This window comes from Chlamydia gallinacea 08-1274/3 (assembly GCF_000471025.2).
GTDB classification, from domain to species: domain Bacteria; phylum Chlamydiota; class Chlamydiia; order Chlamydiales; family Chlamydiaceae; genus Chlamydia; species Chlamydia gallinacea.
Genome location: NZ_CP015840.1, coordinates 706,167 through 720,865, shown reverse-complemented (window position 1 = coordinate 720,865; position 14,699 = coordinate 706,167). Strand labels below are relative to the sequence as shown.

Here is a 14,699-nt window from a genome sequence, read left to right as displayed (position 1 = left end):
AGTAAATCTAGAAAATTATAGTAAGACACGATCATTAAACAAACTCTAGACAACTTAACAGGTATGCATTATAGGAACGTGATATCACGTGATTCCTAAATTGCTAGTTACCCTATGTATTCGCACACCCTCTTGTTTTCCTTATTAACAAGCTTAACTATAGTTTGTTCTCATAATCTCTTAGCAAGTAATGCGACAATATCCGAATCACTGACCCTGGATAATTTTGAAAATTTCTATCCCTCATCTATAACACAAGGAAAACTCAATGATACTAACCTTGATTTAGATATCTCAAACAACAACCACTTCTATATCAATGGCCAGTATTCTCAACTTTCTACTACAGGAGGAGGAGGAATTACTGTAAACAACCTCAATATCACGAATAATCCTGGACCTATAGTCTTCCAATCAAACCAAACTACAGGAAACGGAGGTGCTATCTATTGCCAGAACAATTGTACTATCTCGAATAATAAACAAGTGTGTTGCTTCATAGAAAATATGGCAGGCACTAGCAAAAATGCTGGAGCTATTCAAGCTGCCACACTCAATATTTCCCATAATCAAGGCCCCATACAATTCCTGAACAATACTGCAGACAATCAAGGAGGGGCTATTACTACAACTAGCGATTTAATGATTAGTGAGAATTATGGTGAAATCACGTTCAGAAATAATCGATGTCTCTCCGGAGGCGGTGTGGGAGGAAGTATATGGGTGAATCAAACCGCAACCATAACACAAAATCATGCGCCGATTACTTTTGCAAATAACCAGGGAGGCAGTCGTGGCTGCATTTACGCAAATACTCTAACTATCTCGAATAATGACGGGGTGATTAAATTCACTGGTAATTATTCCTTTAGTAATACTAGGGGGTCAGGAGGCGGGGCTATTTATTGTACTACTAACTGCAACATAATAAACAATCGAGAAAACATCATTTTTGCCAATAACAGTTCTCTACAAAATGCCGGAGGGATTTATACTAAAAATCTAACCATCCGTGATAATGGTCCTATATTGTTCCTAAACAATAGCTCCAATTGGGGCGGAGCTGTCCAGAATATCACAGGATCAGAACAAGTAAAAGCCATGTTTTACTTATCAGCAGATTATGGCGATATCATCTTCAATGGCAATTTAAATACAGGAACAAATAAATACTATAGAAATTCTCTTCACTCTACACCCCATCTTAACTTACAAATAGGAGCACGTGCTGGATATCGCGTTGCTTTCTATGACCCTATTGAAAACAGCCATCCATCATCGAGTACCTTAATATTCAATCCGGAATCCCACCACTTGGGTACAGTACTTTTCTCTGGAGCTACAATTCCTAATGCTTCTCAACAAGAAGCTGATTATACCAGCTACTTACGTAATACTACAAACATCGCTCACGGAACCTTAGCTGTCGAAGACGGCGCTTGCCTAGCCATCTACTCCCTAACCCAAGATGAGGGGTTCTTACGCCTAGGAAACAAAAGCGTAATAATAACAAATCCATCAAGCGCATCCCCACCCAGTACCACGAATTGTAATTTAGCCATCACTAAACTAGCCCTTAATCTACCTTCTCTACTCAAAGAAAATGCACAAGCACCTAAAATCTGGATTTATCCTATTCAAGGTAGCAATAATACTAACTATTCTGAGGATAACAATCCTACAATCACTATCTCCGGAGATTTAACTCTAGTCAATGACAACAATGAAAGCCCTTATGAATCCTTAGATCTAGCTAATTCCATTACCAAAGTTCCATTTCTTTACCTATGCGACAATACAAATAAAAAAATTAATGTCAGCAATCTAAACATTGAAGCTATTAATAACATGCAACACTATGGCTACCAGGGAATCTGGTCTCCATATTGGGAAGAATATAGCACAGCAGGAGGAACAACTCTAAATACAGCTAATACCTCTCATCGCATGCTCTACGCTGATTGGACTGCTACTCAATACTACATCCCAAACCCAAAATTCCAAGCTCCTCTAGTCGCTAACTCCCTATGGGGAAATCTATACACCATAAGAAACAATACGCCTACACACCAAATATTTGACGACGAAGAAAACCATTTCTCTATCTTAAGCTATGGATCGGGAACAAATATTCATCAACGTACCCGAAATCATATCCATGGATTTCATATGATCTCCGGAGGCTACGCTGTTAACCCTTCTTCGACAACCATATCTAAACAAAAACTCGCCTTCATATTCGCTCAACAATTCACACATATTAAAGAAAAAGTCTCTCATAACAAAATCACAGCAAAAAATTACCTCGCAGGAATGCAAATCCAATTACCTTGGTTACACCAAAAATTCATCACCACAGGGTACCTAGCCTACAATTATGGAGACCATAAGCTATCCTCTAAATACGTAAGCGATAATAAAACCTCTCAAGGAATATTCTATACCCATAGTTTCCTCGCCTCCTTCGACTCTACACTCATCTTCTTCTCACGCAAACACTATGACTTAGCCACATTCCTAGAAGCCTTCGCATTCACCTCAACACTATCCCAATTCGAAGAAACAGGTGATCATCCGCGAACATTTGCAACACAATCCCCCTTAAGGGCTTTCGCTCTACCCATAGGAATCCTTATCCAAACAAAACAAAACAGCTTCATCACACCAACCCTATGGAAATTCTCCCTAACTTATCAGCCTCTCGTATACAAGCAATCCCCTAAAATCCTAACCACATTAATCGCTAGTAATGGATCCTGGATCTCTCAAGGGAGCCCCGTATCACGACACACTTGCTCTATAAAAATCGATAATGAAACACAGATCTTGCATAACATAAAAATGCTATTCAATTACCAAGGAGACATCTCCTCTTCCACTTTCTCAAATTACTTACATATAGGAAGCCGTATCACTTTCTAACTCGTCACAAATTAGGGAAGCATCTCTCTCCAAAGCGACTATTCCTCAGGTCAGGATAGTCTTAATACGAGGAAACTCAATATTAGAGAATGAGAAAATTTTTTCCCTACCGATAAAAAAAACAAAAAGCTACGTAGATTTTCTTCTCGTAGCTTTTTGTTTCTTATATTGAAGAATCTATGACGGTCTTACTTACGTGCTGTTCTGGATAAGAAATTACCAAATGCTTTTCTCATACGAGATACCCAAGTTTCGGGAGCGATACTTCCACTATCAGATCCATCTATCGTACTACGAATAGCAGAAGGAGGATCATTAGGATCAAACATCACAATCTCTACCTGATCAGCAAACCGAACAACTCTCTCCCTAGCCTCCAAAGCTTGTGCTAAAACAGCAGCTCTTGATGCATGTCCATAACCAGGAGTAACTCCTAATGCAAAAGGACTAGGTACTACATTACTTTCACTACTACTAGTTTGAGGAAGTACATCTAAATACAGAGGTTCTGTTTTTAGCTCCTCATAAACATTTTCTACTGATTGCGTAGGTCTCGGTGGCAAAGGTCTTAATGCCAAGGACCAATTGGGAATAGACTCGGGATCGAGAACATAATCGTTTGTAACCCCACTATCTATTGAAGGTGGCTCGGAAGATTGATGAGGACCTGCTATATCGGGACTGATTGACTGCATAAGTTCGTATACTTCTCCATTTGATCCTTCGGACGAGGATGAACTCATATCCTCATATAGCTCATCAGTCGCTCTATTACCTCTATTAATCACACTATAGCCTTCACCAACATCAGTGACACTCAAATCTACAACAACAGAACTAGGATCCCCCGATCTCCATTGATCAACTATATTATCAGGAATAGACAAAGGAGCATTATTTCCTTCTTCTTGCAAAATATCCCAAATACGGTTCCTAAGATCATCAGGAATTTCCCTACCTTCTCTTCCAGGCAGCTGTACTTCTTCATAAACCCTTTGGTCTCGATTATGACGACAGCAACGAGTAACAGACTCTCCCAAAGCCATAAGACCTCTTCGCATTCTACGGCATAGTCCTAAAATCACTGTTCTTATTACTATTAACATAGAACGAATAGAAGCTCCTAATCTTCTTAAGGCATTGACAAGACGATCACGCATTGTTGGGGATAAAGTTGAATCTTCTTTTGTTTGCGAAGACAATCTATCCACAGATTCCAAGACAACGGCAATATCTCCTTCAATACCTTCTAAAGTACGCTCTGCATCTTCTCCTTCACGAACAACCTCGACTAACTGTTCATCAGAGCAATGATCAACAGAAATACTCGATAACCCTGAAATCTCTCGTCCCTGGACGGTAGATGTACTTCTAGATGAGGAAGGATCTAATGATTCCGCTCTTCTACGGCAATCATCCGCTAATCTCAGCATTTGTTCTTTTTCTGTACTATCATCAGTCATACCTGCTAATCTGGTATAGCTATCTGCCATAGTGCGTAATTCTTCGGCGCTTATCAGATGCTGAGGATCTAAAGGCCCTGCGGGTTCATTTGCTTTTGACCAAGATTTACTAAATAATCCAGAAATTTTATTCCCAAATGCGGCTAACTTTTCTCTTTTAGAAACCTTCGAGGACTCCGATCCTGACGACACGGAATGTGTTGTTTCTGCTTCCAGGAAAACGTCGTCCGAAGAAACTTCTCCCTCAGTTTCTGACACTTCTTCAAAAGTTTGATCACCGGAACTGACTCGCACTAAACGCATACGGAATTCGCCTACACCAGGAAGACGTTGCCCATATTTTTGATAACCAGGGACAGTAGGTCCGGAAATATCCAAACTTTTTGTTCTTGAAGATCTTCGGAAAAAGCCTGTCACTACTCTCCATATGCGACTTAATAGTCCGGGATTTTGTGTCTTTTCACTTCGTTGAGATTCCAGCTTTCTTTGTTCTTCAGGAGAACGCACTTGAAAGTTACTATCTAGCAGAGATTGAGCTCTTTCCTGAATGGAACTACTACTCGATGTAGCTTCTTGAGAAGAACCTGAAGAAGACACCTCATGCCCACCAAGATTCCCCACTGACTTTCTATCATCATTATTGCTCTCGGGAGGAACTTTTCCTGCTCCTGATCCACCACTAATTCCACTGACCCCGGACATATGCGTTCCCTTTTTATGTTAAAAAAATTCATTACTATAAATATATTTTATCAACATTCAAAAAAAATAATAAAAATAAATAAAATGAATTTTTTAATTTTTAAAAAGCAAATAGATGAAACAGAATTATTTAAATAAACTTCTAATCAGAATGATCTGTACTAACATCTAAACCGGTATCTACCCCAGAATCTAAATCGATATCAACGTCAATACCAAAATCATCAGAATCCGAATCCTCAAATACAGGGTCAATAACCAGGGTATCGCGATCATCGGCTATAATCTTCTGTATTTGTCCTTTGCGCAATTGTAGGCGATTGTGTAACTTTACCAGCTGTTTAAATAGCCAAGAAGAAAGTTTTCTTAGATAAATCCCCCCACTAATGGCAACAAGAGTAGAGCCAATACCTAAAATTCCCGAAACCATAGGAGCTAAGGTAGGAACTAAAGTAAGTAACATGATACCCACACCACAAGCAAGGAGAATACCCGCAACTAAGGAACCTTGAACACCACGCCCTTTTTCATAAGCTTTTAACTCTCTCTCTATAGAAACCTCAGTATCGGAAATAACTTTAACTCCCACAGTTTCCCAAGCACGATCAATTTCTTCTTTTGTATACACGGTCTCCGCATCCTTAGGAAGTTGTCGGATAAACCGTCTTTTTTCCAAATTCTCCTTACGTCGTGCTAGAGCAATCTTAAATCGTGCTTTAATTTGAAATAGGCTATAAATAAAACCCGAGGAAGCCATGGGAAGCACAGTAGATGCTACTGCAGACCCCATGGTAGAAACAAGAAGGATCTGCAAGGCCGTCATCCCTGCAAATCCCGAAGCGATCACAGCAGAAAAACCCGCAATCACAAGTAACACAGAAAGAGCAAACAACACTTTTTGACGCGTAGTCAAAGATAAACGACTGTTAATTTCCTTAGAAGAAATCCTTTTTTTCTGGATTCCTCGAATTCCTGGGAGCCTTGTTCTTTGACGATCACTCGAGTGACTCACCTTGTCTTCCCCAAGATCTTCATTTAACAAAATCTCATTACGCAAGTTCTTTAAACCAGAATCAACAAATAACTCCTGTTTTTGTTGTGCTTCCAAAAAGCTTTTCCATTTAGCAACACTGCTATGCAATACTGTCTGCAAGACAGAAGTAATCCCAATAGAAATTAAAGGAGGGGCAAAAACAAGCACCACAGCTGCGGGAATTCCTCCTAAAACTGTGCTACCTACAATAGTTAAAACTACACCAAGAATAGAAAACCCTATTCCTAAACCTAATAAACTCAAGCTAATATAATGTAACTTCCGAGCCTCTTGCATGATTTCAACACGAGTCAAAGGCTCTCCGGAAGCTGCTTTCGGAGAACGCGCATATTTAATATAAAGATAATGAGAAAGACTCGTGAACAAAGAGCTTGTCCCTCCAGAAGAAGCTCCAGCTCCTATTTTATTCACAACAGCATCATACCCTCCGGGGATAAACTTTCCCCCGATTCTCATAGCAAATCCTAAAACGGAAAATCCTAATCCCACCCCTAGAGCACTCTTAACACGTTGCCTATCCGACATATGCGGAGAAAACTTGTCTTTTAGCTTATAGACAATGTTTTTCATTACTGTCAGTCCACCTAAAGATACTCCGGACAGGGCTATAGCTAAAATAATAGATTGAGGGATACCAGGAGCTAAACAAGTTAAAGCAACAACAACAATCACCATGGCTACAGCAAAAACCATCAATCCTGCTAGCAACCCAACAGAATGCGTAAACCGTGCTTTATCTACAGAGGCATCTTTAGAATTCAACAAGAGAGTAGGTATTTTTGAGCTGTTTTGTCCTAGAGACTCTACAGGATAGATACCTTCCTGTCGTCCTATACGTAGATTGTTAGAATCATTATCAGGAACTCTAGAAATAGACATAAATTAAAAAACAAAAATACAAACATTTTGTTAATTAATTATAATTACAAATTAAGTTATGAATAAAAACAAACATTAATAAAATAATTCTGATTAACAAAATAATTCTAAAAATTAATGAGATAAAGAAAGAGGAACAGAGAAAGTAACATGAAAGATTAGTGTTGCTAAAGGAGGTAACTCAATATCGATTCCCCAGGCATCTTCCTTTTGAGAATCTCTACAAATAATAGGATTGCGATACCCTTTCCCCGATCCCCCATACTCTGTAGAGTCACTAGTGAACATAAGCTGACAAGTATCTAAACCATGACAATGAAGAACATACGAAGGAAAATATGCTGGACTGAAATGGTGAATACAAAGAGCCGCCTGACGACGATCACTCCCTGCAAAGCGATAATAGGCAATCACATGATTCTTAATATCACGAAAGTCTACCCATAAAAAAGACTCCGGAGCCCCATCTCCCAGCCAAAAATATGGAAACCTACAATATAAAGCATTCAGATCTGCTACACACCGATGTAAAGCAATGTTTTCTGTATTTTGAAGAACATGCCAATCTAAAGAACTCCCTGGAGACCACTCGCGTTCCTGAGCGATCTCTCCCCCCATGAAAAGAAGCTTCTTCCCTGGCTGACAGATTTGATAACTCAGAAGTAAGCGCATATGAGCAAACTTCTCCCAAGAATTCCCCAGCATTTTTGCTAACAAACTCCCTTTTCCATGGACAACTTCATCATGAGAAAGAGGTAAAAGATAGCTTTCATTAAAAGCATACCAAAGGCTAAAAGTAAGATCCTGATGATGGTAAGAACGAAAAAGAGAATCTACTTGAAAATAACGAAACGTATCGTGCATCCATCCTAAGTTCCATTTATAATCAAAACCTAGCCCTCCAGAGCTTACCGGTTGTGTCACCTTAGGGAAATCCGTGGATTCTTCAGCAAAGGTTAAGACTCCAGGAAACTCCTCATGAATGATCGAGTTTAGCCGTTTTAAGAATTCTATAGCCTCAAGATTCTCCCTGCCTCCATAAACATTCGGGGTCCACTCTCCATCTTGACGACCATAATCTAAATACAGCATCGAACTCACAGCATCGACACGCAAACCATCAATATGCATTTTATCCAACCAAAATAAAGCACTGCCTAATAGAAAATTTACCACCTCTTGACTACGATAATTGAAAGTATATGTCCCCCAGTGTGGATGAAAAGGATTTCCCTGATTCATTGATTCATATACAGGAGCACCATCAAAAGAGGCTAAAGCAAACGCATCTGTAGGAAAATGTCCAGGTACCCAATCAAGAATTACACCAATTCCCCGACAATGCAAATGATCCACAAAAAATTGAAAATCCTCAGGAGTTCCATAACGCCAGGTGGGCGCATAGTATCCTGTTGTTTGGTATCCCCAAGACTCATTTAATGGATGTTCTGTGATCGGCAAAAGTTCTACATGAGTATAGTGCATTTCTTGACAATACTGGGCTAATCTATCGGCAATTTCACGATACCCCAAGGGTTTTCCCTCTGCCCATTGCCAAGAACCTAAATGTACTTCATAAATCAGTAGAGGACGTTCTTTCGTCCATTTCTTGCGTTGCTCCATCCATACAGCATCCTTCCATACATAGTGATTGCTATTCACAACCCGAGATAAACTCTGAGGAGGAGGACCAAAACTTTTCCCATAAGGATCCGCTTTAATTATAACATCTCCTGAGGGAGTAACAATTTCCCATTTGTATACAGATCCCTCAGGAAGACCAGGAATAAAAAGCTCCCAAATTCCTGAATCCCCTAACTTACTTAATGGATTGACTAACCCATTCCAAAAATTAAAATCCCCAACTACGGAAACACGCTGAGCATGAGGAGCCCAAACAACAAATAAAACACCGTAGACACCAGAAACTTCACAAGGAATCGCTCCCATACGATCATAAATACGGCGGTGATTCCCCTGACGAAACAGAAATACGTCCCAATCTCCCCAAAGCAAAGGAAATGCATAAGGATCGTGAGCAAGCAAACCGTTTTGATGATAGATACGGTAATCCTGAGGAAGAGTTCCCTTAGGAACAGGAAAAGAAAACATCCCCGCGCTGTGAGCATGCGCATATTCTATATGACCTTGAAACTCTATAGCCACAGAATGTGCTCCAGGACGGAAAAGCACAATCCTATCTTGAGATTCCTCTAAAGGAAGAATACCTAATAACTTATGTGGATACACCTGCCTACCCGAAACAAGTAGGGAAATATCTTCTGAACTTAGAAGCCTCTCAACCATTAACCAACGTATTTACTTACGGAAACAATCCCACACATACGTTGTTCCTGCTTTTATCTCCATAATTTCTCCTAAAGAAATTTGTGAAGAAGCCATAAGTTGTTTCTTTTCCCACTGGCGTAATCGACAACAAATCAAAGGTGAAGGAACTCCTAATAGAAACTCCCGATTCTCCTGAGCATGCAAACACACCTTCCGAAGCGTTTTCTTGCTCCACTCTACAGAAATTTTGCCTATCCCTTTTAAAAGCAAGCGAGTTAACCTACCACAAGGAAACTCCGGAGGCAAAGAAGGAAGGACCTCAAGGAGATCCCCATCATGAAAAATGAAAATGTCCCGAAGTAAGCCAAAGCTCGAATGAAGCAAAGAAAAAGGCACGTTCTGCTCATCCATGTCAGAAAAATCCAGGATCCCCTGAAACTCTGTATCAGACATCCTAGGTAGAAAATTTTCAGAAAACCCAGAAAGATAAAGAGATAATAACAAAGAACTAATTTCTGTTTTCTCTCTTTGTTGAATCTTTTGATACACAGTATGAAAAAGCTTCCCCACTGGCTGTATAGCATTCACTGGAGCACATGGAGGAGTCAAAGAAGCTAAGCGCCACCAAAACGGAAGTATCTCTTTTAAATCCCTACGCCGACGCATCTTATGCAAATCTGCATGCTTATGCACTCCTAAAGATAGTAACGGCTCTGCCTGATCCGCAGAAGGTAAACTCCCCCGAATAGAGGCAACTTTTTCTCCCGAAGGCAAAAGATAATACTTATATTTCTCAGAAAGCACAGCAAGACCTCCTCGATGTAAATCCTGAAAAATATAAAAACGTTTTACAGGGCCCGATAGAGAGATTCTCCCCTCCCCCAACAACTCATGTGAAGAAGAAAACACCCGCCAAAGCGTAGGAAACACTTGAGCGTAATACTCAGAACCCGGAATAGGTAGGCATGCTCCTGGAATCAAAGTATAAGGTTTGAATTTCTGCGTTAACTTAATCATACACGACGTCCCTTAAGGATACCTTCTTCTATAGCATCCATACTTACATCCACTAAGGAATTCACGGAGACTTCAGGGTCAGCAGGGAAACATACCATATCAAAATAGGAGGTATGACCATATGCTCGGCCTTGAGAATCTATTTTCTCCACAAGAACGCTATACACTTTTCCTAGGCGTTTTTGCATTTCCCGATGAGCTACTTTTTCAGCAACAGCAGCTAGATATTTTTTCCTTTCATAAATGACTGAGGGAGGTAATTGTGCAGGAAAAGCATAGGCTTTCGTACGAGCTCGAGGGCTAAAAGGGAAAATGTGTACTTTAATAAATCCCACGTCCTCAATAATCCGCAGGGTATCTTCAAAATCCTGTTCAGTTTCTCCGGGGAACCCTACAATCACATCTGTAGTAAACGCATACTGAGAATCCACAGCGCGTAAAGACTCTACACAATGTAAAAAATCCTGCCGTAAATATTTTCGATTCATCAGCTTTAAAATTGCGTTAGAACCTGATTGCAAAACAAGATGGGAGGCATGACACGTATGCTTGCCAAAAAGAATTGCCTCACGAAGATCTTGCTGAACATCTTCAGGATCTATAGAGGAAATTCGAATTCTTTCTAGGTATTCTAAATCATCTACCTTACGAATCAAATCCGCTAGCGTATGGCGTCCATCGTTATAATCACCAACGTTAATCCCCGCAAGAACCACTTCTCGAAATCCCTGAGCAATCAAATCAGAAATTTCTCTCAGGATATCTTCTGCAGGTCGCGAACGCGACCTTCCACGCAAATAGGGAATAATACAATAAGAACAAAACGAATTGCACCCGTCCTGAATTTTAATGAATGCCCGTGATTTCCCCTCAAAACTCCGAATACGAAATTCAGGAAATTTTTTAAGATGGGGGAAAATAGCTTCCATAAGCTGATGCTTGTCTTTATTCGAGACCAACAAACACTGACGACCCAACGAAGAAAAAAACTCCTTGTCCGCCTCACCCAAACATCCTGTAACAACTAAAAATGCTTCGGGATTTTGCCTACATATCTGGCGGATAGCATGACGCCCTGAACTTTCTGCTGATCGAGTAACAGCACAAGTATTGATAATACATAAATTACAAGGATCCGTATCAGCAGCCTCGCGATAACCCAAAAAAGTTAACTGGTCACGATAACTCTGAATTTCATATTGATTGACCCGGCAACCCAAACATACAAGCTTAAATGTACCTTTTACTTCCGCAACCGTCATATTCTAAATGAACTAAAGAAAACTTATCCGAAGGAAGTATTTTAAAATATTGCTATTTTCCCCACTAATTAAAGATTCTTTTTTCTACATGACAGAGAAAAATATACTGAAATACACCGACCTCAGTGCCTAAGAATACCTAAAAACGAGATAAAATAAACGGACCGTAGTCTTTCTCCATTTCCTGGGGAATATAAGCATCTACAAGTAAAATATCATCTTGACACGAGTGGGAAATAACCAAACCCAAATCACAAAGCTCAGTGAATTTCCCATAATCCTTATAGGGAAATTCTAAACGTACTCGGGGATAATTTTGCATAATCATTTCCATCATGATTTCTAATAACGAAGGAATTCCCTCTCCTGTTTTTGCTGAAACCACCACGGAATGTGGGGACAGCAAACGTAGTTTTGTAGACACTTTCCCCTCGGGAAGAGCATCCGCTTTATTCAATACCGTAATTATTTTGGGGTGCTCAATCCCCAGTTCGTGAATCAAGGCCTTTGTTGTCTCTATGTGTTCAAAAGCCAAAGGATGGGAAGCATCGACAACATGAAGTAAAATATCTTCATGCAAAGCAGCTTCTAAAGTACTCTTAAATGCCGCTACGAGCGTATGAGGTAGCTTACGAATAAACCCCACGGTATCGGTAACTAACACACGTCGGCCACAAGGAAGCACACACCGACGCGTTTTTGGATCTAACGTGGCAAAAAGTTTATCTTCAACATAGGTATCTGCTGAAGTTAGAAGATTTAATAGCGTGCTTTTCCCTGAGTTCGTATACCCAATCAAAGCAAACGACGTTATTCCCTGTCTTTCCTTTGACTTCCTGCGCTCTTTCCGTTGCTTTTCTACATTTTTAAGACTCGCTGTTAGCTTATGGATCCTATCACGAATCATTCTCCTATCAAGTTCGATCTGTTTTTCTCCCTCACCCTTAACAAAACCTCCGCCTTTACCACCTCCTGATTTTTGACGTGCCAAATGGCCCCACATCCTTTTTAAACGAGGAAGAAGATAACGAGATCGAGCAAGCTCTACTTGAAGACCAGCTTCTGCCGTTAAAGCCCGAGAAGCAAAAATCTCTAAAATAATTTCTGTACGATCTAAAACAACAACACCTAAACGCTTCTCCAAATTTCTCTGCTGTGAAGCTGTAATTTCTTCATCAACGATTAGGGTCCCAATCGAAGGAAATTGAGATAAAATCTCCTCAATCTCTAATAATTTCCCTTCATTTAAATATGTAGATGGCGAAGGCACACGCAATATCCAAGAACGGATCTCTAAAACAGAAATCCCACAGGAATCTGCAAGAGAAATAAGTTCGTCTTTATGTTCGTCTACATTCTTCTGCTCAGATTTACTCGCATAACAGACTATAGCCAAAGCTAAAGCCGGATCTTGTTCCTTACGAGGAAGAGAAAAATGCCAACCTAAAGAGCTTTGGTCATTGCGATTTCCATCAGACTCTTGTTTTTTCATTTTTCATCCTTCAATACATAAAGGCACTTCCATACCATCATAAGCACATATCTTGTGATGATCCCCATCCAGCTCCTTTTGTAAACAATGGCTAATATGTGTAAGAATTAACTGCTTAGCTCCCAAGCGAGAAGCAAAATCTTCTGCCTGACTTAATGTAAGATGTGAGTATCCTCGACCTAAAAATGGAGAAGATTCTTGTGTAGGGGATACAGAGAGAATGACCGTATCAACCCCAGATAAATAGCTCAAAATTTCCTGATCGTACCTTTGCATATCCGTAAGGTAGGCAATATTACCTATACGATATCCTGTAACCTGGCACAATTTTTGGTAATAAGAAACATACGTGTAGGGTAATCCCAAAAAACAATGCGAGCCATGGTATGCACTCAAGACAGTGAAATCCAATACGGCAGCTAATGTCTCATATTCATTAGGAGGCTGGACAAGATGCCCACGTATTTTACAGAGACACTTGTGCGTACTTGCTGAAAGCACCACAGGAAGAGTCTGTTGATGCACAACATACCAAGCACGCAAATCATCAATACCTCCAATATGATCATAATGTGGATGTGTAAGAAATACTCCATCTAAATGCATAATCTTCTGCAATAACATTTGCTGTCTAAAATCCGGGCCTACATCAATCACAAAATTCTTTTCATTCCACTGTATCAATACTGAAGATCGCAACCGTTGTATCTTCCCTCCTGAGCAAACAGAACAGGAACAAAACGGAACAGGAATCCCCTCAGGATTTCCCGTGCCTAAAAAAATCAATTTCCCTGAAGTCATCTTTCCCTGTGCACCCTGTTGTAGCATGGCCTCCTCCAGTCCTCTAGGAAAAAACAAAATTGTAACTGTCTAGCACATTAAGAAAAAGAAGGTTCTCCAGAAGGCATGCTTCCTGGCGTCTCCAAGCTCGAGGAAGAAGTCTCCTTTGCAACCTTAGAAAGCAGGGGATCCACTACATGACACGAAGGAGGAAATTCTGTAAGAACTGCATACTTCTCTGTTCCCTCCTGCACAGCAACAAGAGAGCAACATTGCACATAATCCTGAGATAACCGCAACCACTTCCGCAAGTAATTACGCGCAAAATAATTCAAAATAGCTCCAAGCAAACATAAACTACACCCTACACCACAGATCATAATAGACAAGCTCCAGAGAGGTAACCCAAGAACCGTAGGAGAAGCAACAATAACACAGAGTACGATACCTGCAAGTATCAATCCTCCCCCTCCTAAGCTACTTATAAGAGTAAGAATATCTAAATTACGTACACGAAAACATAAATGACTCATGCGTTCGCGAACACTCACAGCTTCGGGATGCTTAGGAACTAACCCCCAGAGAGTTGTCAACGGACCAGAAGAATAAGTACCTTGAATTGCGTGATTCTTACAACGCAAAACAGCAGCTAAACCGCGGGGATGGCCTTGGGGATCAACTACAGCCACAGAGACCTCTTGAGGAGAAACAACTCCATGGCAAATAGAACAATAAAAATACGTTCCTACATAAGACAACCTATCCTGAAACCCAGGATAGCAAGGATAAGAACCAAACATACTCTCGTCTCTTCAAATAAGGAAACCATCCAAAATGAT

The 14,699-nt window shown here is 40.3% G+C and carries 9 protein-coding genes; 1 reads left to right on the top strand and 8 read right to left on the bottom strand.

Annotated features, from left to right (window positions below):
• Positions 1-114 precede the first annotated feature (114 nt).
• A complete protein-coding gene (locus M787_RS03265) occupies positions 115-2,922 on the top strand; it encodes a polymorphic outer membrane protein middle domain-containing protein (protein ID WP_021828145.1) in 2,808 nt (935 codons plus the stop codon).
• Positions 2,923-3,110: 188 nt separating this feature from the next.
• On the opposite strand, the gene M787_RS03260 is transcribed toward M787_RS03265, so the two are convergent.
• The 8 genes from M787_RS03260 to M787_RS03225 form a co-directional block, all read right to left on the bottom strand.
• Positions 3,111-5,087: a hypothetical protein gene (locus M787_RS03260; RefSeq protein ID WP_021828144.1), complete on the bottom strand. Its 1,977-nt coding sequence runs from the start codon at positions 5,085-5,087 to the stop codon at positions 3,111-3,113.
• A gap of 142 nt (positions 5,088-5,229) precedes the next feature.
• Entirely contained in the window at positions 5,230-7,020 is a 1,791-nt protein-coding gene (locus tag M787_RS03255) for a hypothetical protein (protein ID WP_021828143.1), read from the bottom strand.
• Positions 7,021-7,134: 114 nt separating this feature from the next.
• Positions 7,135-9,327 carry a 1,4-alpha-glucan branching protein GlgB gene (gene glgB, locus M787_RS03250; protein WP_021828142.1) on the bottom strand — a complete coding sequence of 731 codons (2,193 nt, stop codon included), beginning with the start codon at positions 9,325-9,327 and terminating at the stop codon, positions 7,135-7,137.
• A 12-nt stretch (positions 9,328-9,339) separates the two neighbouring features.
• On the bottom strand, positions 9,340-10,326 hold the full coding sequence (locus M787_RS03245; protein ID WP_021828141.1) for a hypothetical protein: 987 nt from the start codon (positions 10,324-10,326) through the stop codon (positions 9,340-9,342).
• Positions 10,323-11,588 carry a tRNA (N(6)-L-threonylcarbamoyladenosine(37)-C(2))-methylthiotransferase MtaB gene (mtaB, locus tag M787_RS03240; RefSeq protein ID WP_021828140.1) on the bottom strand — a complete coding sequence of 422 codons (1,266 nt, stop codon included), beginning with the start codon at positions 11,586-11,588 and terminating at the stop codon, positions 10,323-10,325. Before mtaB ends, M787_RS03245 begins: the two co-directional genes overlap by 4 nt.
• A gap of 139 nt (positions 11,589-11,727) precedes the next feature.
• Entirely contained in the window at positions 11,728-13,080 is a 1,353-nt protein-coding gene (hflX, locus tag M787_RS03235) for a GTPase HflX (RefSeq protein WP_021828139.1), read from the bottom strand.
• 3 nt (positions 13,081-13,083) lie between these two features.
• Positions 13,084-13,908: an MBL fold metallo-hydrolase gene (locus tag M787_RS03230; protein ID WP_021828138.1), complete on the bottom strand. Its 825-nt coding sequence runs from the start codon at positions 13,906-13,908 to the stop codon at positions 13,084-13,086.
• Between the two features lie 50 nt (positions 13,909-13,958).
• Positions 13,959-14,660 (bottom strand): hypothetical protein, encoded by a 702-nt coding sequence (locus M787_RS03225; RefSeq protein WP_021828137.1) that lies wholly within the window; start codon positions 14,658-14,660, stop codon positions 13,959-13,961.
• Between the last annotated feature and the right edge of the window lie 39 nt (positions 14,661-14,699).